Annotated in this window: 20 protein-coding genes, 3 tRNA genes and 1 other annotated feature; of the genes, 6 read left to right on the forward strand and 17 right to left on the reverse strand. The window is 41.7% G+C overall.

Features of this window, described 5'->3' with window-relative positions; genetic code table 11:
* Positions 1-98 precede the first annotated feature (98 nt).
* From ACHBIE_RS09930 to yfmF, 11 genes are all read right to left on the reverse strand, one after another.
* Complete coding sequence (locus ACHBIE_RS09930; protein ID WP_105111323.1) at positions 99-710, reverse strand: DUF3642 domain-containing protein; 612 nt, start codon at positions 708-710, stop codon at positions 99-101.
* Between the two features lie 114 nt (positions 711-824).
* On the reverse strand, positions 825-1,493 hold the full coding sequence (locus ACHBIE_RS09935; protein ID WP_105111324.1) for a response regulator transcription factor: 669 nt from the start codon (positions 1,491-1,493) through the stop codon (positions 825-827).
* A complete protein-coding gene (locus ACHBIE_RS09940) occupies positions 1,486-2,871 on the reverse strand; it encodes a HAMP domain-containing sensor histidine kinase (protein ID WP_105122436.1) in 1,386 nt (461 codons plus the stop codon). The genes ACHBIE_RS09935 and ACHBIE_RS09940 overlap by 8 nt, the downstream gene beginning before the upstream one ends.
* Positions 2,872-2,987: 116 nt before the next feature.
* Positions 2,988-3,683 (reverse strand): peptidoglycan-binding protein LysM, encoded by a 696-nt coding sequence (locus ACHBIE_RS09945; RefSeq protein ID WP_238140701.1) that lies wholly within the window; start codon positions 3,681-3,683, stop codon positions 2,988-2,990.
* 130 nt (positions 3,684-3,813) lie between these two features.
* Positions 3,814-4,611, reverse strand: coding sequence for an energy-coupling factor transporter transmembrane protein EcfT (locus tag ACHBIE_RS09950; RefSeq protein ID WP_105111326.1), 798 nt, complete (start codon positions 4,609-4,611; stop codon positions 3,814-3,816).
* Complete coding sequence (locus ACHBIE_RS09955) at positions 4,604-5,446, reverse strand: energy-coupling factor transporter ATPase (RefSeq protein WP_105122437.1); 843 nt, start codon at positions 5,444-5,446, stop codon at positions 4,604-4,606. Before ACHBIE_RS09955 ends, ACHBIE_RS09950 begins: the two co-directional genes overlap by 8 nt.
* Complete coding sequence (locus tag ACHBIE_RS09960) at positions 5,422-6,258, reverse strand: energy-coupling factor transporter ATPase (RefSeq protein ID WP_394733255.1); 837 nt, start codon at positions 6,256-6,258, stop codon at positions 5,422-5,424. Before ACHBIE_RS09960 ends, ACHBIE_RS09955 begins: the two co-directional genes overlap by 25 nt.
* Entirely contained in the window at positions 6,255-6,794 is a 540-nt protein-coding gene (gene pgsA / locus ACHBIE_RS09965) for a CDP-diacylglycerol--glycerol-3-phosphate 3-phosphatidyltransferase (protein WP_105122462.1), read from the reverse strand. Before pgsA ends, ACHBIE_RS09960 begins: the two co-directional genes overlap by 4 nt.
* Before the next feature lie 10 nt (positions 6,795-6,804).
* On the reverse strand, positions 6,805-7,662 hold the full coding sequence (locus ACHBIE_RS09970) for a helix-turn-helix domain-containing protein (RefSeq protein WP_105122439.1): 858 nt from the start codon (positions 7,660-7,662) through the stop codon (positions 6,805-6,807).
* Between the two features lie 78 nt (positions 7,663-7,740).
* Positions 7,741-9,021 carry an EF-P 5-aminopentanol modification-associated protein YfmH gene (gene yfmH, locus ACHBIE_RS09975; RefSeq protein ID WP_394733257.1) on the reverse strand — a complete coding sequence of 427 codons (1,281 nt, stop codon included), beginning with the start codon at positions 9,019-9,021 and terminating at the stop codon, positions 7,741-7,743.
* On the reverse strand, positions 9,018-10,271 hold the full coding sequence (gene yfmF, locus ACHBIE_RS09980) for an EF-P 5-aminopentanol modification-associated protein YfmF (RefSeq protein WP_105122441.1): 1,254 nt from the start codon (positions 10,269-10,271) through the stop codon (positions 9,018-9,020). Before yfmF ends, yfmH begins: the two co-directional genes overlap by 4 nt.
* 74 nt (positions 10,272-10,345) lie before the next feature.
* Here yfmF and yaaA point away from each other — a divergent pair, with 74 nt between their 5' ends.
* Positions 10,346-10,729 carry a S4 domain-containing protein YaaA gene (gene yaaA, locus ACHBIE_RS09985; RefSeq protein WP_105122442.1) on the forward strand — a complete coding sequence of 128 codons (384 nt, stop codon included), beginning with the start codon at positions 10,346-10,348 and terminating at the stop codon, positions 10,727-10,729.
* A gap of 1 nt (position 10,730) precedes the next feature.
* Positions 10,731-11,825: a DNA replication/repair protein RecF gene (gene recF, locus ACHBIE_RS09990; protein ID WP_394733259.1), complete on the forward strand. Its 1,095-nt coding sequence runs from the start codon at positions 10,731-10,733 to the stop codon at positions 11,823-11,825.
* Between the two features lie 43 nt (positions 11,826-11,868).
* Here the strand turns inward: recF and guaB are convergent, their stop codons facing one another.
* Both guaB and trpS read right to left on the reverse strand, forming a co-directional pair.
* Positions 11,869-13,350, reverse strand: coding sequence for an IMP dehydrogenase (guaB, locus tag ACHBIE_RS09995; RefSeq protein WP_105111334.1), 1,482 nt, complete (start codon positions 13,348-13,350; stop codon positions 11,869-11,871).
* A 220-nt stretch (positions 13,351-13,570) separates the two neighbouring features.
* Positions 13,571-14,596, reverse strand: coding sequence for a tryptophan--tRNA ligase (trpS, locus tag ACHBIE_RS10000; RefSeq protein ID WP_105160709.1), 1,026 nt, complete (start codon positions 14,594-14,596; stop codon positions 13,571-13,573).
* Positions 14,597-14,670: 74 nt separating this feature from the next.
* Positions 14,671-14,881, reverse strand: a binding site (T-box leader).
* 108 nt (positions 14,882-14,989) lie between these two features.
* Here trpS and ACHBIE_RS10005 point away from each other — a divergent pair.
* From ACHBIE_RS10005 to ACHBIE_RS10015, 3 genes are all read left to right on the forward strand, one after another.
* Complete coding sequence (locus tag ACHBIE_RS10005; protein WP_105111361.1) at positions 14,990-15,862, forward strand: YitT family protein; 873 nt, start codon at positions 14,990-14,992, stop codon at positions 15,860-15,862.
* Between the two features lie 65 nt (positions 15,863-15,927).
* Entirely contained in the window at positions 15,928-17,550 is a 1,623-nt protein-coding gene (locus tag ACHBIE_RS10010; protein WP_105111336.1) for an ATP-binding cassette domain-containing protein, read from the forward strand.
* 38 nt (positions 17,551-17,588) lie between these two features.
* Positions 17,589-20,159 (forward strand): YfhO family protein, encoded by a 2,571-nt coding sequence (locus tag ACHBIE_RS10015; protein WP_172059405.1) that lies wholly within the window; start codon positions 17,589-17,591, stop codon positions 20,157-20,159.
* A gap of 60 nt (positions 20,160-20,219) precedes the next feature.
* Here the strand turns inward: ACHBIE_RS10015 and ACHBIE_RS10020 are convergent.
* Both ACHBIE_RS10020 and ACHBIE_RS10025 read right to left on the reverse strand, forming a co-directional pair.
* Positions 20,220-20,292 (reverse strand) — tRNA-Asn (locus ACHBIE_RS10020).
* 5 nt (positions 20,293-20,297) lie between these two features.
* Positions 20,298-20,369: transfer RNA gene (locus ACHBIE_RS10025), tRNA-Glu, on the reverse strand.
* Positions 20,370-20,493: 124 nt separating this feature from the next.
* Between ACHBIE_RS10025 and ACHBIE_RS10030 the strand changes: the two genes are divergently transcribed.
* Positions 20,494-20,567: transfer RNA gene (locus tag ACHBIE_RS10030), tRNA-Arg, on the forward strand.
* Here ACHBIE_RS10030 and ACHBIE_RS10035 read toward each other — a convergent pair.
* Both ACHBIE_RS10035 and rlmH read right to left on the reverse strand, forming a co-directional pair.
* A complete protein-coding gene (locus ACHBIE_RS10035; RefSeq protein WP_125266555.1) occupies positions 20,565-21,242 on the reverse strand; it encodes a YoaK family protein in 678 nt (225 codons plus the stop codon). The genes ACHBIE_RS10030 and ACHBIE_RS10035 overlap by 3 nt on opposite strands.
* Positions 21,243-21,270: 28 nt before the next feature.
* Positions 21,271-21,750: a 23S rRNA (pseudouridine(1915)-N(3))-methyltransferase RlmH gene (gene rlmH / locus ACHBIE_RS10040; RefSeq protein WP_172074574.1), complete on the reverse strand. Its 480-nt coding sequence runs from the start codon at positions 21,748-21,750 to the stop codon at positions 21,271-21,273.
* Between the last annotated feature and the right edge of the window lie 25 nt (positions 21,751-21,775).

Here is a 21,775-nt window from a genome sequence, read left to right on the forward strand (position 1 = left end):
TCTGGCAAAAAGACCGACTATCAGACCAATAAACAGAAAAAGACAAACGCCTCTTAAGTGTTTGTCTTCAGTCTGAAAGGACCTCTACGGTCCTTTTCTTATTGTTTTGTGAATGTCAAGCTATCCTGTTGGTTAAAGAGTTCCTTGTCAAGTTCTGTCAAAGTTAAATTATTTCCTTCCAAAGTATAGCTTTCAGCCTCGCCATCTACATAGGCCAGCTTCTTATCCAAGTCAAAGATAATTTGTTCCAAATCCTGCTCACCATCAGTATCCAATTCAACAAGAGTTGCCTGATTGCCCTTTACAGTCAGGGTATACTGGTCATTTCCAGCGGTTGCTGTATAGGTGCCATCCAGTTCAGACTTGTCAACTAAGTTTACACCGTAGGCATTTGCCAAGGCTTCCAGGCTCGTTGCAGGAGCTGTCTGGCTAGTATTGGTAGCTGTATTTGTAGAAGAAGGGATAGTGACAATCTTATCATCTAAATCTTGTTCCAATCCTAATTGACGCTCGACTTTATCCTCTGCTATCTCCAATTGATTGTCAAACACTTCAGCCGCAATCATACCAGCACCACTCAAAACTGCCAATCCTAGAGCCAGAAAAACTAGCTGCTTGGTAGTCATGCCCATAATTTTTGACTTAGCTTTCTGCCAAAAACCTTGTTTAGCAACTGCATCGTGTTCAATAATTTCGTGTTTGTTTTCCATTCTTATGACCTCATTTCATTTATCCAGCTCATTGGCTGATAAGATAAGTATAGCTGACAAGTATGAACATGAGGATGAAAATTTCTAAACAAATTCTAAACGAATCTAAATAAATTATCCATTGAGTCGGTAGCCAGCTCCCCATACAGTCTCAATCAGGTCTGAACCCAACTTATCCCGCAGGCGATTGATGTGAACCGTCACCGTAGCACTATCTCCAACATAGTCAAATCCCCAAATTTTCTCAAACAACTGGTCTTTTGAAAAGACACGATTGGGATGTTTTGCCAGATAAACAAGCAACTCAAACTCACGGTTGGGTAGCTTGATTTCCTGACCAGCCTTGATAACCTTCCAATTTTCCTGATAAATGGTCAAGTCGCCAAGGACAATCTCTGCTTGCTCTGAGGGTTTGGCCAAGCGCTGATAACGGGCCAAATGAGCCTTGACACGCGCCACCAACTCCATCGGATCAAAGGGTTTGCTGATATAATCGTCCGCACCTAAGCCCAGGCCACGCACCACATCAATTGTCTCCTGCTTAGAAGTCACCATTAAAATAGGAAAATCAACCTGCTCCCGAATGGCTCTGCAAATGTCGTAGCCCGTTTTATTAGGTAACATCACATCCAACAGCAATAAAGAATAATCTTCTTTTTGAATTTCTTCCTCAACTAGTCCACCGTCATGGACCAGATCCACCTCATAGCCCTGCATTTCCAGATAATCTCTTTCCAGGTAGGCAATCTCCAAGTCATCTTCTGCAATTAAAATTCTAGTCATTCTCTTTCTCCAAAGGCAGTAAAATAGTAAAAACTAGTCCGTCACAGTTATCAACCCTGATACTGCCGCCTAGTCTCTCGATAATATCTTTGACAATGGCTAGGCCAAGTCCATGGCCGTCCGCCCCCTGTCTGGCCTGGTCCTCCCTGTAAAATGCTTCAAACAATCTGTCTTTTGCCTGCTCCGAGACACCACGACCATTGTCAGCAAATAGCAATTCAAGTTTTTCTCCCTTTACACGACTTGTCAAGGTGATGACAAGATTATCAACTTTTGCATATTTCCGAGCATTTTCTAACAGATTATCCAAGACTCGCTTAAACTGCACAATATCTACTTTCACAGGAGTTTGAGGAACCAAATCTACTATAAATTGTACCTGACCATCTGTAAACTCGACTTGCTTTTCTGTCAAATAAGTTGTCAAGATTTCCTGTAAATCTACAATTTGGAAATCAAAGGGCATCTGGTCAGTATCCAAATTTGAGAAGAGAAGAAGTTTTTCCAACAGCTGCTCCATTGCCAGGGATTTTTGATAAATGGTCTGCAAATAACGTTCTCTCATTTCATCCGTATTGGCAACCCCGTCCAAAACTCCCTTGGCATAGCCCTTGATAGAAGTCAACGGCGTCCGCAAATCATGGGAAATATCTGCTACCATTTGGGTACGGTTCTTCTCGTACAGTGTGGTCTGTTGCTCTGCTATTGCCAAAGACTCCTGCATATTATTAAAACCCTTTGTAAGTGCTTCGAACTCACGGTCACCCTGGTAATCTATCTGCTCTTGATAATTACCACGGCTGATGCGTTCAACTGCTGCATGGAGCTGATTGAGCGGTCGCAGGATAACCGCAAGCATTCTACGTGTAAAGAGGAAGTTGACAAGGGTGACAAGCACCATCCCTATCCCACCAACTAAGAGTAGCTGGCTGAGAAAGGACTGAAATTCTGAAAAACCTGATTGACTATCACTATCCTCAAAAAGTGCATAGAGTTGGTAATACTTCCCTTCCTGGACAAGGAGACGGCTGATGACCACTTCCCCATCTACATAGGAAACATGGGCTGTCTTGGATACCGTCACACCTGCCAAATCTTCAATATCTTCCTCAATATTAGAATAAAGGACCTGGCCGGCCTCCTCTACATGGAGCTGGGCCCCATTCATAGCCAACTGACTAGCAAGACTAGCAAAATCAGTCCCTGTAAACTGCTCTATACTCGACTGACTAGTAGCTGTCCGTTGGCTAGTTGACTGCATATTAGCCCTGTTTTGGTAAATGCTATTGGCCACATAAATGCTGACTCCCAGGATAGCCAACATGGAGATAATCAACATGACCATATTTAATCGGAAAATTCGTTTTTGCAGGTTCATTTCTTCTCTCTTTTCTATCGAAACTCTATTATAAGCGATAGTGTCAATTTCTGTAAAGTTGAAGAACTTACAGACAAGAAAAAAAAGCCTAGCAAGCTAGACTTTCAACATTCCTATTAATACCAACCATTGGCAATCCAGGACTGATAGGCATTTTCCCATGAACCGTAACGTTGCAATACATAGTTGTCTGCTACACGCTCCTGGTTTTCAGGTGAAAAATCACCATTTAGGTAAGAACTTGTGAGCTGGTAACGACCATAGTAGATACCATTTTGAGCTGTATAGCTGCCACCAGACTCTTTTTGAGCAATAAATTCTTTGGCAGCTGCTTCACCGACACCTACAGTAACAACTGGCTGGGCTGCTTGAACCTGAGCTACAGGTTGGGCTTGGACAGCTTCAGTAGCAACTTGTTGCACCTGTACTTGTTGATATTCAGGTTGAGCAACTTGAACAACGGGCTGTTGTACTTCTGGGGTTGTCTCAGGGCTAGCTACTTGACTTGTTTCTGTAGCTGGAGCAACTTCTTCCGCTTTGGAAGCTTCAGTCGTCGTACTTTCCTCAGTACTCTCTGGCTTCTTTTCTTCTTTTTTTACATCAGAAACCTTTTTCTCTTCCTTGGATTCATATGTTTTCTTTATCGTATCCTCTTTGGCTGCAACAGCTGAAGAATTGGTAGATTGGTCAACAAAATCAGCAATGCTAAATTCAGAATGGTAGGTATCAGCGATAGCAACGCCAGCTGTAAGTGCTACGAGGGCGGTCGCTACTCCGATAATTACATTTTTCAATTTTTTTGTAAATGTCATAAAATATATAGTTTCCTTTCATATGACTGAAACTATCTTACAACTTGATTATTACTTTTGTTTTATAATTCCATTACAAATATTACAGCATTGTTTTTTTTAAACTAAAAAACACGATTGTTCGCGTTTTTTAAGGGGTTTTCAAAAAATATAAGAGCAATCCCAAACAAATCATAGTCAGAATTGCTAGGCTATCTGCCAACTTCCAATCCAGTACCCGATACTTGGTCCGGCCATCGCCCCCCTGATAACCTCGAGCCTCCATAGCTGTCGCCAGGGCATCTGCTCGCTTAAAACTAGATGCAAAAAGCGGTATCAAAATAGGGATAACAGACTTAACCTTTTGAATGATATTTCCTTCATTGAAGTCAACACCCCGCGCCCGCTGAGCATTCATAATCCGAGTCGTGTCGTCCATCAAGGTCGGCACAAAACGCAAACTCATGGACAACATAAGCCCAATTTCATGAACTGGCACCTTGATTTTCTTGAGAGGAGCAAGCCCCGCCTCAATACCATCTGCCAAACTAAGTGGTGTCGTTGTCAGAGTTAGGAGAGTTGAAAAGAAGATAATCAGGACAAAGCGCACAAAAATCACTGCCGCCTGTTGCAAACCTTCCACCGACAATTTGAAAATCCAGAATTCCCACAAAACCCTTGTTCCTGGTGTAAAGAAAATCTGGAAGAAAGTGGTAAACAGGATAATCCCAATCATGGGCTTGACACCATTGATGAAAAAGGACAAGCGAATGCGAGAGAGCAAAATCAAACCAAGAACAAAGGCAATCAACAGCGCATTGGTTACCAGATTATTGGCCCAGAAAATAATTAACAGAAAGGCAAACATGGCCAAGAGCTTACTTCGAGGGTCTAGACGATGCAACAGCGAGTCACCAGGAATGTAGCGACCTAAAATTAACTTATCCATGCGTCACCATCCTTGTAAATTCCTCAATCGTAATAGGCAAGCGCTCAAAAACAAAGCCCCTGCGCTCCAGATTGGCAGCAAACTTGGTGATTTTGGGAACACCCAGCTGAATCGATTCCAAAAAATCAACCTCTTGGAAAACATCAATCGGCTTGCCAGAACGAACCAGCTTGCCCTTTTCCATGATGTAGACAAAATCAGCATAATTAGCCACGTCATCCATCAGATGCGTCACCAAGACAATGGTCATCCCATTCGCATGGAGTTTCTTGAAAATATCCATCAGCTCTTGACGACCAGCCGGATCCAAACCAGCAGTCGGCTCATCCAGAACTAAAACAGACGGTTCCATAGCCAGGATGCCCGCAATGGCTACACGGCGCATCTGACCTCCAGACAAATCAAAGGGACTGCGGTCATAGACTTCCTCTGAAATACCAACCAGAGCCAGTTTTTCACGCGCAATCTTCTCAGCCTCTTCCTTAGAAACACCAAAATTCTGCGGACCGAATGCCACATCCTGCAAGACAGTCTCATCAAAGACCTGGCTTTCTGGAAACTGAAAGACCAAGCCGACTTTCTTACGCACCTGCTTGATATCCTTACTTTGAGATGTGCCCGTGATAACCACATCATCGATGACCACACTGCCTTCTGTCGGTACATTAAGACCATTCAGAAGCTGTAAAATCGTCGACTTCCCGGATCCAGTATGACCAATCAATGCCGTATAGGACCCGTCCACAATCTCCAAATCAACACCAAAAAGCGCCCGCCCCTCAAAAGGAGTGCCGGCCTGATAGGTATAGCTTACTTCTTGGAGATGAATTCCCATACAGTTTCCTCTAATTCTTCCTCTGTAAAATAGCGGAGCGGAACAGCTAGTCCAGCCTGACGCAAGGACTGGGCCAAGTCTGCCGTAAAGGGCTGGGCCAAGTCCAAATCAGCCAAATCGTCCCGCATAAACAAGTCAGCTGGTGTCGAAATCGACTCTACTTGACCATTTTTCATAACAATAACCCGATCGCTAAGCGCTACCTCATCCAGGTCATGGGTAATGGAGATAACCGTCATGCCATGCTGATCCTTAATATCTTTAACAATCTGAATCAAATCCAGGCGCCCCTCTGGATCCAGCATGGAGGTCGCCTCGTCCAAAATAATAATCTTTGGACGCAAGGCAACCACACCAGCAATGGCAACACGTTGTTTCTGACCGCCAGATAGACGAGCTGGTTCTCTAATCTTGAAATCAGCCATTCCAACCAATTCAAGCGTCTCCTGGACGCGCTGACGCATTTCAGCCAAGGGGATGCCTTGGTTTTCCAAACCAAAGGCCACATCGTCCTCAACCGTTGCCCCGACGAATTGATTATCTGGATTTTGGAAAACCATACCAATCAAGCGACGCTTGTCCCAAACATTGTCAACAGTCAGCTTATCTCCATCGATAAAAATATCTCCAGACTCAGCCTCCAAAAGACCATCAATCAGACGAACCGTCGTTGACTTTCCTGAACCATTGTGGCCGATAATGGACAACCATTCCCCCTGTTTCACGTGAAACGTCACGTCGTTTAAGGTATAATTTTCAGCTTCTTCTTCGTATTTATACTTGAGATGCTTTACTTGGATAATATCTGTCATTTGAATGTATCTTTAAATAAATAAGACGCACCCTTGAAATAATCATAGCCTGAGTAGAGGGTGAAAAAGAGTGCGATATAGAGCGTGATTTGACCGAGCAAATTCCAGTGCAATAGGAGAAAAATAATGGCAAACATCTGTGAGAAGGTCTTGATTTTACCTGGCATAGCCGCAGCTAGTACAGTACCACCATTTTCTACCAACAATAGGCGAAGGCCTGTCACGGCCAACTCACGACAGATGATAATAGCCACCACCCAGGCAGGGGCAAAACCAAGCTCCACCAGCATGATGAAGGCCGTCATAACTAAAATCTTATCAGCCATGGGATCGGCAAATTTTCCGAAGTTGGTCACAACCTGCCATTTACGGGCCAGATAGCCATCCAAATAGTCTGTCACACTAGCCAAGGCAAAAATAATCGCAGCCAAATAATGGCTCAGTGCATCTTTCCAGACGGTCAAGAGTAGGATAAAAATCGGAATCACCAGTATCCGTCCTACCGTCAAGGCGTTGGGTATGTTTTCTTTTTTCATTTTTTTCATATTATTCAACCGTTAAATAGATAACTCCAGGATCAGCTGTGATGGCTGACGTATCCAAACTATTGCCAGCAATTTTGATAGAGACACCCTCTGTCACACCTAAAACCAGATTAGCGGCGTTTATGCCTTCTGGAATAGTCGCCGTGACTGTATTGGTTTCTGGAGATAGAACAAATCCACCCGCAATTTCTGTATCAGATAGACTGACCCAGCTAGTAGCATCTGTCACGGAAAGTTCCACCTCAACTGGACCCGCGTGTTCAGAAAGGACGACCGTCAACTCTGAGCCGCCACCCGAAGTCGTTAAAGTCCCTGAAGCCAACTCCTCTTGACTAGATGAACTAGAGGATTCATCTGTACTTGTAGAAGATGTATCACTTGCTTCCTCTGTCGATGCTGGGGAACTCTCTGAAACCACCTGGACAGTCGACGGAGCCAACTCTTTTCGTTCTTGATTCTGAACTCTATTCAATACGACATAGGTCAACAAGATAAAGATAGAGGTCGCAGCTAGTAGCAGGTAAACCAATGGTAAAATCGACGGCTTCCTCTTTCTAACCTTATAGCTTCGTTTTAATTCTGAAGCATGCTCTTCTTCCTGCCCATCCTCATGATAGATGACTAAACTATTTGTCATAAAAGCATCTACCAGGACATCACCATCCAGTTCTAGTACTTCCGCATATTTTTGCAAGAAAGAACGCGTATAGGATGGGTCTGGTATGATATCAAAATTATTAAATTCTAAGGCCTGTAAGTACTTAGCTTGAATCCCCGTCAATCGCTGAATTTCTACAAAATTCCAACCGCGACTCTCTCGGGCAGACCGCAATACCTCTCCTATACTTTTCTGGATCATAGTTTCCTCTCACTTACAATAATTTTCAATATAATATTTTAACAAAAAACTCATGAAATTTCGATGATAAGTTGCTAATTATTTCGGAAAAATCATATAATCTGTCATATCACAGTTCTCAATAAAGGCTTGACCCACTTCCAAGACATCCTGCAGACCGATAGATTCTATCAACTGAGGAAGGTCGAAAATACTTGCCCCCTCCAAACTATTGGCTACAAAATGGGTGGCCGTAAATTCCAAAGAATTGAGACTACGGATAAAATCCCCGTACATTTCCTTCTTCAGCAGGGCCAAGTGTTCCTCCGAAACATCCGGATCCTTGGCGAAACGGCTGACAGCCTTGCGCAAGCTGGCTGATAAACTGATTGGTTCCTTGGTATCCGCTGAAAAAATGACATGATGATAGTCTGGTGTTACCTCAACCTGGAAATGGAAGGACGAATCAATTTTCCCCTGATCATACAAGGTCTGGTAACGCTGTGATGTCCAACCAAAAAGCATGGCAAACAAAAGTTGCAGGCTGATTCGATAGGATGGTAAGTGAGCGAGAGAAATGGAATCGTTGCCTCTCAGACCTAATGCCAATTTAGGGCTGGCCACTTCAAAATACTCAGTCCGATTTTTCAAAATATCCAACTTTTTAACCGGCAAATGCTCAATCGGCTCAATCTCTGTATCATTCTGGGCAAGCTGGAAAGTTTTTACATGTTTCCAGACCTTCTTAACATCAAAATTCCCAATGACAAACAGGCTCATTTTTGAAGGATGATAAAAAGTCTCAAAATTTTCATATAAATCCTCAGCAGTGATAGCCTTGATAGATTCAATCGTGCCAGCGATATCGTGAGCCAGGGCTGTTTCTGGATAAAGGGACGACAATATACCTGTATAGAGACGGTAGTCCGCATCATCCTGATACATCTCAATCTCTTGACCAATAATCCCCTGCTCCTTGGACACATTTTCAGCCGTAAAATGTGGCTCACGGACAAACTGCTGGAGCAAGGCCAGACATTCCAAAACATTTTCCGTTGTTGAAAAGAGGTAGCTAGTCTGCCTCAAGCTAGTATAGGCATTGGCACTAGCCCCCAAATCCGCAAACAAATTCATCACATCATCTTCATCAGCAGTCTCAAATAATTTATGCTCCAGAAAATGAGCAATCCCTTCAGGATAGGAATAATCCTGTCCCTTCTTTTTAAAATGAGTATGAAGGGCACCAAATTCTGTGGTCAAGATACCATAGGTTTCCTTAAAATCTGTTTTGGGAAGAAAGGTAACTGTCAACCCATTGTCAACTGTCGCATAATAGAGTACTTCCTTCATGTAGGGGTACTTTTTTCTTCTAATTCTCATTCTTTAATGCCCTCCATGAAGTAAACAGCCTGTAAACGCACCAGCTGACCAACTCGTAAAATGTCCTCTCTAGATACCTTGTTTACAGCCTCAATCCACTCTTCCAATGTCACATTCCTTTGACCCATGGTAACCTGATTGTAAACTTGTTCCAGTAAATTATTTTGCCTATCCTGAGCCAGAGTTGCAGAATGAACCAGCATATTTTTTGTCAAATTTAGGTCATCCTCTGAAAACTTCCCTTGCTTAAGAGCCATAACTTGCTGTCTAATCAACTTGATAGCCTTGAGTTTATCTTGTCTGTTGATACCGGCATAAATCTTCAACATTCCTGAAAAGATTGAAATCTGACTGCCAATCGTATAGGCCAAACTTTCTTTTTCCCGCACATTCATAAATAATTTTGAATGGGAAAAAGCACCCAGTAAACCATTGAAAACCAATAAGGCTGGATAGTTTACATCATTGTAAACCACCTGTAAATGGTAAGCTAGTTCTAAAATCGATTGACGAGCCTCTTTTCGCTCAACTCTCTCCCTAGTAACCTTAGAATAAGCTTGCTGGTATTCTAATTCCAACTTGGGGTTACGGTATTTAAAACTGAAAGATGAAAACTTTTCTTGCACCAAAGCCTGGTCTACCTGACCGAGAACGAAAATATCAATCTTATCCAAGCGCAGCATGTTACTATAGGTTTTGAAGGCCGTCTCCGCCGTTACCTGCTCAACCAAATCAATCCGTCCAACACGGGGAATTTGAACTGCCTCATCCTCATAATAAAGTTTACTCATCTCAACATCCGCATGATAAAAATTGTCCTCCACCTCAGTTTCTAAAAAACTAATTAGATTATTTTTCTCAACTGCAAAGACATCTTCCTTAAAGGCACTGCCGTTCTTCAAAGGTTTGAAGAGACAGGCCTCAAGAAAATCAATAATCTCACCGGTAATATCCTCTTGTTCAGGCAAATAGTGAGGGTTGATGTAGGAAATCGTCAAATCCACAAAATGAACTCGTCCTCTCTTTGATACAGAAGTTGAAAAATGAGCTCCGTAGAGTTCTGCCAAACGCATCCGCAAGCGTTGTGCACTAGGATAATCTTGATTGCCCATTTCTAGCAAATTCGCCACCAATACACGTCCTGCAACCGTCTGTTCACTCATCTCCGCCGCAAACCGCACACGAATTCGATTGGTCGTGAATTTATCTGATTCAATAAAATGAAGCTCAACACCTTCTTGTAATTTCATCCTTTGCCTCTTTCAAAACATTGTACCTTCCATTATACCAAATTGTGTTATAATATTCTGTAACGAGGTGACTTATGGAATTTAAATTATTCGACGACTACATTACCCTTCAAGCTCTGCTCAAAACAACTGGAATTGTGCATTCCGGCGGGGCTATCAAGGGCTTTTTAGAAGAGAATACCATCCTGTTTAATGGAGAGGATGAAAAAAGACGAGGTAAGAAAATCCGTGTCGGTGACAAGATCAGTCTACCGGACCACGGCATTGACATCAACCTTGTGGCTCCAAGTCAGGAAGAAATTCTACAGCACCAAGAAGAGCAAGCTGAAAAAGCTCGTGTTGCTGCTATAGTAAAAAAACTCAACCAAGAAAACAAAAAGCAGAAGAAACAAGCTCCTCCTGTCAAGAAATCTGTAAAGAAGGTTGACAGGAAACCTGTCCGTTTCCCAGGTACCTAAGATGTGGTTAGAAAAATTACAACTACGCCACTTTCGCAATTATGACCAATTAGATATTGAGTTCCATCAAGGGCTCAATGTCTTTTTGGGACAGAATGCACAGGGTAAGACCAACATTTTAGAGTCTATTTATTTTCTAGCTTTGACACGCAGTCACCGCACTCGTTCAGATAAGGATTTACTCCAATTTGAAGAAAAAGAGTTATCCATTCAAGGTTTACTCCACCGGACTAGCGGTAAACTTCCACTTGATATCAACTTGACAGAAAAGGGGCGGGTGACCAAGGTTAATCACCTCAAACAAGCCAAATTGTCCAACTATATCGGGCACTTGAACGTTGTTCTTTTTGCACCGGAAGATTTACAGCTCATCAAAGGAGCACCTGCCCTCCGCCGAAAATTTATTGACGTTGAGTTGGGGCAAATAAAACCCGTCTACCTATCAGACTTGTCCAACTACAATCACGTTCTCAAACAGCGAAATACCTATCTAAAATCAACCGAAAAAGTTGACATGGATTTTCTCAGCGTACTAGACTATCAACTAGCTGATTACGGTAGTCGTGTTATCCAGCATCGGATTGATTTCCTCAAAAAATTAGAGGAATTTGGTAGCCGAAAAGTAGCCGAAATTTCTGGTCAAAGAGAAGAACTTCGGATTGACTACCTATCATCTGTTTCGTTGACAGACTCTGTCAACCTGGTTGACGATTTCTTGACAGAATTAGAAAAAAGTCGGAAACGAGATTTGTTCAAAAAAAATACTGGAGTGGGACCTCACAGAGACGATATTGCTTTCTTCATCAATGGTATGAATGCCCATTATGGTAGCCAAGGTCAACATCGTAGCCTCGTTCTCTCTCTTAAACTGGCTGAGATTGAGCTCATGAAAGAAATTACGCGAGAATATCCGATTTTACTGCTCGACGATGTGATGAGTGAATTGGACAATAGCCGTCAAGTCAAATTACTGGAAACCATCACAGATAAAATTCAAACCTTTATCACGACAACTTCGCTAGACCATCTCCATCAACTCCCAGAAAGTCTAAAAATATTCCATATTTCCAAGGGAACTGTAAAAGAAGACTTGTAAACATCGTTTACAAGTCTTTCTTTTTTATTTACAGTTTTGTCAATTATTGTACGGAATAGTTTGGTGCTTCGTTTGTAATTTGAACGTCGTGTGGGTGACTTTCTTTCAAACCAGCGCCTGACATTTCAATAAATTGAGCATTTTCACGTAATTCTGTCAGGTTGCCTGCTCCGACATAACCCATACCTGAGCGGAGACCACCGACCATTTGGAAAATCATATCTGCAACAGAACCTTTATAAGCGACACGACCTTCAATACCTTCTGGAACCAGCTTGTTTGCCTCATTGACAGAAGCTTGGAAATAACGATCCTTAGAACCTTGTTTCATGGCTGCGATAGAGCCCATACCGCGGTAGGTCTTGAATTTACGTCCTTGGAAGATTTCTGTTTCCCCCGGTGCTTCATCTGTTCCTGCAAACATTGACCCCAACATAACCGCATGACCACCAGCAGCCAAGGCCTTAACAATATCACCTGAATACTTGATACCACCGTCCGCAATGATGGTCTTACCATACTCACGCGCAACGCCAGCAGCATCGTAAATAGCAGTAACCTGTGGTACACCAACACCCGCAATAACACGAGTGGTACAGATAGAACCAGGTCCAATACCCACCTTGACAACATCCACACCAGCCTCGTAAAGGGCACGAGCTCCCTCAGCTGTAGCAATATTACCTGCAATCAAAGTACGGTCTGGGAAGTGGGCACGAATTTCCGCAATCTTACGGAGAACACCAGCAGAATGCCCATGAGCTGTGTCAATAACAATGGCATCTGCACCAGCTTCAAAGAGAGCCTCCGCACGTTCAAAAGTATCAGAAGTGACACCGACCGCACCAGCTACCAAGAGACGACCAAATTCATCCTTGGCAGCATTTGGAAATTCAATCACTTTTTCAATGTCTTTAATCGTAATCAAGCCTGACAAACGACCATTTTCATCCACCAAAGGCAATTTTTCAATACGGTGTTGGTGGAGAATCGCCTCAGCAGTTTCCAAATCCGTTCCAACAGGAGCTGTTACCAAACCATCGCTGGTCATATTGCTAGAAATCGGCTGTGAGTAATCGGTGATAAAACGCATATCACGGTTGGTAATAATACCCACCAGTTTGCGATTTTCCAGGGTTTCAACAATCGGTACACCTGAAATACGGTAAGTCGCCATCAATTTTTCAGCCTCTGCAATTGTATGCTCTGGTGTTAAGAAGAAAGGATCAATAATAACCCCATTTTCAGAACGTTTTACCTTACGCACTTCATCTGCTTGCTCTGCAATGGACATATTCTTGTGAATAACACCCAGACCACCTGCACGCGCCATAGCAATCGCCATTTTGCTGTCGGTTACCGTATCCATAGCTGCTGAAATGATAGGAAGATTGAGGGTCAAATTCGGAGCTAACTGTGTCTTTAAGTCAATATCGTGTGGCAAGACATGGCTCTCAGCCGGAATGAGCAAGACATCATCAAATGTAAAGCCTTTTTTCAAAAATTTAGTTTCCCAATTTGACATGGATGATTTCCTCTTTTCTCTTTTGTTTGAAATTTATTTTATCTATGATAACATTTTAAGAATATTTGTCAATCATTATTCGTCTTAATATCATTAAACATAAAAATCCAGAAAATTCTTTCCTAAAATATAAAACATTTACGAACGTTTTGGTTTTAAAAAATCACAATTAAAAATAAAAAAGCAACGTTTTTCAACATCACTTCTTCATTCGTTAGTCCTATTTAAAATAGTTGATTCCCATAGCATCCTTGACTTGGTCCAGAGTAGTTGCTGCTACTTGACGAGCTTTTTGACTGCCTGCCTCTAACATAGCATAGACCTGTCCCATATCTTTGGCAAACTCGATGCGACGCTCACGGATTGGCCCCAACTCACGTTCTAAGATATCCAAAAGATAGCGTTTGGTTTTGACATCTCCCAGACCACCGCGCTGGTAATGCTCCTTCATGGCCTCAATCTCAGCCTGATCTTCCTCACGACCAAAAACATCCAAATAATGGAAAACCATATTTCCTTCAATCTGACCCGGATCCTCGACACGGATATGGTTCGGGTCGGTATACATGGACATGACTTTCTTTTTCAAAGTGTCCATGTCATCTGCCAGATAAATCCCGTTGCCAAGTGATTTAGACATCTTGGCATTGCCATCCAACCCCGGCAAACGACCTGCAGCCTCGTTTTCAGGGTAAATCCCTTCTGGTTCCACCAAAACATCCGTCTGATAAGCGTGATTAAAACTACGAACCAGCTCACGGGTCTGCTCAATCATGGGCTTTTGATCGGTTCCAACTGGTACAAAGTTTGCCTTGAAAGCTGTAATATCTGCAGCCTGAGAAACCGGGTAGACCAAGAAACCTGCTGGAATGCCTTCACCAAAGCCCTTCTGGGCAATTTCTGTCTTGACAGTCGGATTGCGTTCCAGACGAGCAACTGACACAAGGTTCATATAGTACATGGTCAATTCAGCCAATTCTGGAATCTGACTTTGGATGAAAATGGTTGTCTTAGCTGGATCGAGACCTGCCGCTAAGTAGTCCAAGGCTACGTTACCAACCGACTCAATAATCTTCTGCGGTTCTTTAGCATGGTCTGTCAAAGCCTGCTGGTCTGCCAAAAATACAAATAATTCATGATTGCCTGCATTCTGTAAGAGCACACGATTTTTCAAGGAACCTACATAATGACCAATATGTAATTTTCCGGTCGGTCGATCGCCTGTTAAAATAATTGGTTTTGTCATAACTTCTCCTTTTACACTTATTTACAACACTGTAAACTTATTGTGAACAAAAATAAAAGCCCAGCACAAGTCTGTGCAAGGGCGTCAAGGACACGGTACCACCTTAGCTTATGAACAGTAAAGCCATTCATTTCTCTTTGCACATAAGGCCTGCTAGCCAAATCCTTATTTGTTCAGATTTCTATTTACCATCAGCCCATTCATAAAGAAGAATTACTTGTTTACACCGACCACAAGCTCTCTAAAAACCGTTCCTTTACTACTCTTCTGATTGATTATCATTATAACTGCTAACTAAGAGAAAGTCAAGCTGAGAAAGCCTTGACGATTGGCTTAAAATTCTGCATAATAGAACGTGCGTGTATATTAGAATATAGTATTAAAGGAGAAATCATGAAAGACAAGTTAAAAGATATTTCATTTGTGACGGCGGGTAGCATCATTATGGCTATTGGCTTCAATAGTTTTTTTCTGGAAAGTAATATTGTATCTGGAGGAATTGGTGGCCTGGCCATTGCCCTAAACACATTATTCGGTTGGGACCCAGCTACCTTTGTACTATTCTGCAATATTCCTCTCCTGGTAATGTGTTTCTATTTCCTTGGGAAATCTGTCTTTGTAAAAACTGTTTACGGTGCCATCCTCTATCCATTCTGCATGAAATTAACAGCTGGTTTGCCAAATTTGACCGATAATCCTTTACTTGCTGCAATTTTTGGCGGTATTGTTCTAGGTTTTGGTCTCGGACTTGTCTTTCTCGGTAATTCATCAACGGGAGGAACAGGCATCCTCATCCAATTTATCCATAAGTATTCTCCCCTATCACTCAGTCAAACCATGGTTATTATTGATGGTATTATCGTTGGCCTTGGCTTTATCGCCTTCGATCCTGATACTGTCATGTACTCCATCCTTGCCTTGATGACCATCAGCTATGTGATCAACCGTATGATGACGGGTACAAACTCTTCTCGAAACCTTTTTATTATTTCCCAAAAATACAAGGAAATCAAATCCTATATCACAACCGAAGTGGACCGTGGAGTAACAGAATTGCCCGTAATTGGTGGCTATACTGGGTCTGAAAAACGCATGTTAATGACAACTGTTTCTATCCCAGAAGTACAAAAATTGGAAAATCATATACTCCAAATTGACGAAACAGCCTTTATTATTATCTTACCAGCTAGCCAAGTTCGTGGTCGCGGCTTCAGCTTACAAAAAGATCATAAATCCTATGACGAAGATATTTTGATCCCAGGATGATTATAATTGAAGTTTAGACTGCTTTCTAGTACAATAAATCTAATAGACAGAAAATAGGAGAAACTATGCTTACAGTATCAGACGTGTCGCTCCGCTTTAGCGACCGCAAATTATTCGACGATGTCAACATCAAGTTTACAGCTGGAAATACCTACGGTTTGATTGGTGCCAACGGTGCCGGTAAATCAACTTTCCTGAAGATTTTAGCAGGAGATATCGAGCCAACAACTGGCCACATTTCACTCGGTCCAGACGAGCGTTTGTCCGTCCTCCGTCAGAACCACTTTGACTACGAAGATGAGCGCGTGATTGACGTGGTTATCATGGGAAATGAGCAACTTTACAGCATCATGAAAGAGAAAGATGCCATTTACATGAAGGAAGATTTTTCTGATGAAGACGGTGTCCGTGCTGCCGAGTTGGAGGGCGAATTTGCCGAGCTTGGTGGCTGGGAAGCTGAAGCTGAGGCTTCACAATTGCTCCAAAACCTGAACATTGCTGAAGACCGCCACTACCAAAACATGAGCGAATTAACCAACGGTGAAAAGGTTAAGGTGCTTTTGGCCAAGGCTCTCTTTGGTAAGCCCGATGTGCTTCTCTTGGACGAGCCAACCAACGGTCTGGACATCCAGTCTATCAACTGGTTAGAAGATTTCTTGATTGATTTTGAAAATACCGTCATCGTCGTATCCCACGATCGCCACTTCCTCAACAAAGTGTGTACCCACATGGCGGACTTAGATTTCGGTAAAATCAAAATTTTTGTCGGTAACTACGACTTCTGGAAACAATCATCTGAATTGGCAGCCCGTTTACAGGCTGACCGCAATGCTAAGGCTGAAGAAAAAATCAAGGAATTGCAAGAATTCGTTGCCCGTTTCTCTGCCAACGCTTCAAAATCCAAACAGGCAACCTCTCGTAAAAAAATGCTGGATAAAATTGAGTTGGAAGAAATTATTCCATCCAGCCGTAAGTACCCATTTATCAACTTCAAGGCCGAGCGTGAGATTGGTAACGACCTACTGACAGTTGAAAATCTCAAGGTTGTTATCGATGGAGAGACGATTTTGGACAATATCAGCTTTATCCTCCGTCCAGGTGATAAGGCTGCTATCATCGGTCAAAACGACATCCAGACAACTGCCCTTATGCGTGCCCTGGCTGGCGACATCGACTATGAAGGAACCATCAAATGGGGTGTAACCACTTCACAATCTTACCTGCCAAAAGACAATACAAAAGACTTCGCAACTGGCGAATCTATCCTGGAATGGCTCCGTCAGTTCGCTGAAAAAGGTGAAGACGACGATACATTCTTGCGTGGATTCCTTGGTCGTATGCTTTTCTCAGGCGACGAAGTCAAGAAGTCTGTCAACGTCTTGTCAGGGGGAGAAAAAGTCCGTGTCATGCTATCTAAGCTAATGCTGCTCAAGTCAAACGTCCTCTTGCTGGATGACCCGACCAACCACTTGGACTTGGAATCCATCTCTAGCCTTAACGATGGCGTGAAAGACTTCAAAGAGTCCGTTATCTTTGCCAGTCACGACCATGAGTTCATCCAAACCATTGCCAACCACATCGTTGTCATCTCGAAAAACGGGGTCATTGACCGTATCGATGAGACATATGATGAGTTCCTTGAAAATGCTGAAGTACAGGCAAAAGTTCAAGAGCTCTGGAAAGCATAATCAAAAAAGGCGATTTTATCGCCTTTTCTTATAAATTTATGAAATCAATTTTTAAACATAAGTCCATTTTTTATCTGTTAGCCTTTCTTCTTCCATTTACAATAATGGTCATTATCTTGTCAACCCAAGGTATTTGGTTGGGAAGTGATACAACCATTTTGGCCAGCGATGGGTTCCATCAATATGTCATCTTTCATCAAACTTTACGGAATGCTTTACACGGTAATAGTTCAATCTTTTATACCTTTACAAGTGGAATAGGCTTGAATTTCTACGCCCTATCGTCTTACTACCTGGGCTCTTTTCTATCGCCTTTAGTATATTTCTTTGACTTGCAGTCCATGCCAGACTATATTTATCTGTCAACTCTTGTAAAGTTTGGCTTGATAGGCTTGTCAACCTATACTAGCCTGAGAGGCATTTATAAAAACATCAAAACTGAATGGAGCTTACTTCTCTCCACCAGCCTTGCTCTCATGAGTTTCTCAACTAGTCAGTTAGAAATTTCCAGTTGGCTGGATGTTTTTATTCTGATTCCTATTATTTTACTGAGTTTACACAGAATGCTGACTGGTAAAGGTCGGATTATCTACTATATCAGTCTAGCCTGTCTTTTCATTCAAAACTACTACTTTGGTTACATGACTGCCATCTTTTTATTGATTTGGACACTTGCTCAGCTAACCAAATTCGATAAAAAAATTATTCGATTTATAGACTTTATAGTGGTGTCAATTCTGTCAACATTGACTGCTATGGTCATGTTACTGCCAACCTATCTAGACCTAAATACTCACGGAGAGACATTTACAAAGATTGTCAACTTAAAAACTGAGGACTCCTGGTATCTAGACTTTTTTGCTAAGAGCCTAGTTGGAAGTTTTGACACCACAAAATTTGGATCTATTCCGATGATTTTTGTTGGACTAACTCCGCTAATTTTAGCCTTGCTCTACTTTACTGTCAAAGAAATAAAATGGCAGACAAAATTAGCAAATGGACTGCTAGTAACCTTTATCATTGCAAGTTTTTATCTACAACCACTCAATCTATTCTGGCAGGGAATGCACGCGCCAAATATGTTTCTCTACCGCTACGCCTGGGTACTATCTATTGTCATTATTTATCTAGCAGCAGAAACCAGCACCTATTTGACCAACATTAAAATATGGCAAATTTGCCTTCCCTTTACAATTCTGTCAACCGGTTTTATCCTCACATATATTTTTAAAAATCACTACTATTTCTTGGACACTGTAAACTTTTTACTAAGTTTTGAATTTCTCTTTGCCTATCTTGTTCTATTTGTCAGCCTTCATTATTTCAAGTTTGATATCAAGTGGATACCTCTTTCTTTCTTACTGTTTACCTTATTAGAACTTGGTCTCCACACTCATTACCAGGTTCAGGGAATTTCAGATGAGTGGCATTTCCCTAGTCGGTCGAATTACGAAGAAAAGTTGACAGATATTGACAATCTTGTAAAAGAGACCAAGAGTGACAATGAATACTTCTATCGAATGGAACGCTTGTTACCTCAAACCGGTAATGATAGCATGAAGTTCAATTATAATGGTATTTCTCAATTTTCATCCATTCGCAATCGCGCTTCTAGTTCTACTTTAGATAAACTGGGTTTCCGTTCAGACGGTACCAATCTAAATCTGCGTTACCAGAACAACACCTTGATTGCGGATAGCCTATTTGGCATAACCTACAATCTGGCAAGCACAAATCCCAATAAATATGGATTTGATTTTCAGAAGAGTACCGATAGTATCAGTCTCTATAAGAATAACTACAGTCAGGGATTAGCTCTTTTGACCAATTCTGTTTACAAAGATGTCAAGTTTACAAATATGTCCTTGGACAATCAATCTGCCTTTCTAAATGAACTGACAGGACTGGATTACAAGTATTTTTATCAGATTAAGGACGTTCAATCATTCAATGGTGTTGACCTTGGAGGCCGCATAACTGTAAATAAACCTGTCAATCAGACCGATGCAACTATTACTTATAAACTAAATGTTCCAGCCAATAGCCAGGTCTATCTCAATTTACCAAATATTAGCTTCTCAAACGACTCTGTCAAAAAAGTTGTCATAACTGTCAATAACCTGTCAAATGAGTTCACACTTGACAACAGCTTTTCCTTCTTCAATATTGGTTATTTCTTAGAGGATACTGAACTTTCCTTCTCTATTCATTTTCCAGAAAACGAACAAGTTAGCTTTGATAAACCGCAATTTTTTCGGTTAGACCTTGGCCAATATTCTGAGGCTATGGAAATACTAGCCAGTAAGCAAGTTGTATCCACCGTAAAGTCGAACAAGGTAGAAGTAGAATTTTCAAGTCAAAATCCTGCTAGTTTGCTCCTAACCCTTCCTTATGATAAGGGATGGACTGCAAGCATCGATGGTAAAAAAGTAACAATATTAAAAGCACAAAATGGTTTTATGAAACTGGACGTAGAGCCTGGTCAACGACAGGCCGTCTTGACATTTATTCCACATGGATTTTACTTGGGATTAGGAATTTCCACGACAGCTATCTGTTTCTTTATTTTCTATAATTATTTGTTCAATAGACATAAGAACCGAGGTTAAACTTCGGTTTTTATAGTGCAAAAAAACCTTGATTTCTCAAGGTTTCCTAGTGTTTATTTACTCCGCCAACAGGGCTCGAACCTGTGACATCATGATTAACAGTCATGCGCTCTACCAACTGAGCTATGGCGGATGATATAGTCCGTACGGGATTCGAACCCGTGTTACCGCCGTGAAAAGGCGGTGTCTTAACCCCTTGACCAACGGACCATTATCAGTACGCTAACTAGTATAATACATGACCCTATTTTTGTCAACATTTTTTCAGATTTTTTTCACTTTCCGGCAACTTGACAGCTACCTATCTTTCATGTAAAATAGAAGAGTTGAAAGAGGTTCCATAGCTCAGCTGGATAGAGCATTCGCCTTCTAAGCGAACGGTCGCAGGTTCGAATCCTGCTGGAATCATCTCCGACCTGCTCTGGCAGGTCTTTTTTCTTGCCATAATTCCCAATTGATATACAAAACAAAGGGGAGGACACCTATGAGGGCATATTCTCCAAAGGATTGGGAAAACAGAGTAGATAGACAAACTCCAAGCATAAACCCAAAAATAATAATGTAGATATTTCGACCAGTTTCCTGCAAGTGTGCGTTCTTTTCCATCAATCCCTTAAACCAAATATAGGCTGCGTTTTTGACATTTCCAGTCATCATCACATTGGCATAATGGACACCCTTAAGACTTCTAAAAGTCTCTACTTGGATGGAAGCTGTAAAGGCCAATAAGCCCATAGTAAAAAATGAATTGACAAAGGGCGTCAGAACGATTGTTAATACAATCAAGCATAAAATGATTAAACTGCTCCCAAAATGCCAAGGATAGCGGTGTTTCAAAAAATATTTTTTGGCTAAATAAGTAAAAAATTGCCCCAGTGTAAAGAATACAATTGGGACTAAAAAGTGAATTGTACTCTTGATGCTGCCCTGGGCTAAATGACTAGCTAACAAAACGACATTACCAGACTGGACACCTGCAAACCGGCCACCCTGGGTCAAATAAGAAAAGGCATTCAAATAGCCGCTGACAAAGGTCAGACAGGTAGCCACTCTTAGCCCCTCATACACACGATACTCTCTCATTCTCTCATCTTCCTTGTTTCACGTGAAACTATTTGTGATAGGGACTTCCCTGTTGGATCATAAAGGCCCTGTATATTTGTTCCATCAAAACCAACTTCATCAATTGATGGGGCAGTGTCAATTTTCCAAAACTCATCAACAAATTCGCCCTTTTTTTAACCGAATCTGCCAATCCAAGGCTGCCTCCAATTACAAAGGAAATTTCTGAAAATCCCTTTACTGTAATATCTTCTAATTTTCTGCTAAATTCTTCTGAAGGAAATTGATTACCCTCAATGGCCAAAGCAATGACAAAGTCGCGCTCGTTGATTTTAGATAAAATCCGCTCCGCTTCCTTGGCCAATATTTGCTCGTTCTCAGCCTGACTAGCCTTGTCGGGTGTTTTTTCATCTGCTAATTCAAGCAGCTCCAATTTGGTAAACCGACTGAGCCGCTTGCTATACTCAGCAATGCCATCTTTTAAATATCTCTCTTTTAGTTTTCCAACTGTTATCACTTTTATTTTCATATTTCTATTGTAACATATCCACAAA

Origin of the sequence: Streptococcus sp. A23, from assembly GCF_043674155.1 — a bacterium.
GTDB lineage: Bacteria > Bacillota > Bacilli > Lactobacillales > Streptococcaceae > Streptococcus > Streptococcus suis_V.

Coding starts and splice junctions, on each gene's coding strand:
- ACHBIE_RS09940 (WP_105122436.1), bottom strand. CDS start 2,871: ATGAACCTGCAAAAACGAATTTTCCGATTAAATATGGTCATGTTGATT.
- rlmH (WP_172074574.1), bottom strand. CDS start 21,750: ATGAAAATAAAAGTGATAACAGTTGGAAAACTAAAAGAGAGATATTTA.
- ACHBIE_RS09955 (WP_105122437.1), bottom strand. CDS start 5,446: ATGGGAATTCATCTCCAAGAAGTAAGCTATACCTATCAGGCCGGCACT.
- recF (WP_394733259.1), top strand. CDS start 10,731: ATGTGGTTAGAAAAATTACAACTACGCCACTTTCGCAATTATGACCAA.
- ACHBIE_RS09935 (WP_105111324.1), bottom strand. CDS start 1,493: ATGACTAGAATTTTAATTGCAGAAGATGACTTGGAGATTGCCTACCTG.
- ACHBIE_RS09950 (WP_105111326.1), bottom strand. CDS start 4,611: ATGGATAAGTTAATTTTAGGTCGCTACATTCCTGGTGACTCGCTGTTG.
- yfmF (WP_105122441.1), bottom strand. CDS start 10,271: ATGAAATTACAAGAAGGTGTTGAGCTTCATTTTATTGAATCAGATAAA.
- yaaA (WP_105122442.1), top strand. CDS start 10,346: ATGGAATTTAAATTATTCGACGACTACATTACCCTTCAAGCTCTGCTC.
- trpS (WP_105160709.1), bottom strand. CDS start 14,596: ATGACAAAACCAATTATTTTAACAGGCGATCGACCGACCGGAAAATTA.
- ACHBIE_RS10035 (WP_125266555.1), bottom strand. CDS start 21,242: ATGAGAGAGTATCGTGTGTATGAGGGGCTAAGAGTGGCTACCTGTCTG.
- pgsA (WP_105122462.1), bottom strand. CDS start 6,794: ATGAAAAAAGAAAACATACCCAACGCCTTGACGGTAGGACGGATACTG.
- ACHBIE_RS10005 (WP_105111361.1), top strand. CDS start 14,990: ATGAAAGACAAGTTAAAAGATATTTCATTTGTGACGGCGGGTAGCATC.
- ACHBIE_RS09930 (WP_105111323.1), bottom strand. CDS start 710: ATGGAAAACAAACACGAAATTATTGAACACGATGCAGTTGCTAAACAA.
- ACHBIE_RS10010 (WP_105111336.1), top strand. CDS start 15,928: ATGCTTACAGTATCAGACGTGTCGCTCCGCTTTAGCGACCGCAAATTA.
- ACHBIE_RS09960 (WP_394733255.1), bottom strand. CDS start 6,258: ATGACAGATATTATCCAAGTAAAGCATCTCAAGTATAAATACGAAGAA.
- yfmH (WP_394733257.1), bottom strand. CDS start 9,021: ATGAGAATTAGAAGAAAAAAGTACCCCTACATGAAGGAAGTACTCTAT.
- ACHBIE_RS09970 (WP_105122439.1), bottom strand. CDS start 7,662: ATGATCCAGAAAAGTATAGGAGAGGTATTGCGGTCTGCCCGAGAGAGT.
- ACHBIE_RS09945 (WP_238140701.1), bottom strand. CDS start 3,683: ATGACATTTACAAAAAAATTGAAAAATGTAATTATCGGAGTAGCGACC.
- ACHBIE_RS10015 (WP_172059405.1), top strand. CDS start 17,589: ATGAAATCAATTTTTAAACATAAGTCCATTTTTTATCTGTTAGCCTTT.
- guaB (WP_105111334.1), bottom strand. CDS start 13,350: ATGTCAAATTGGGAAACTAAATTTTTGAAAAAAGGCTTTACATTTGAT.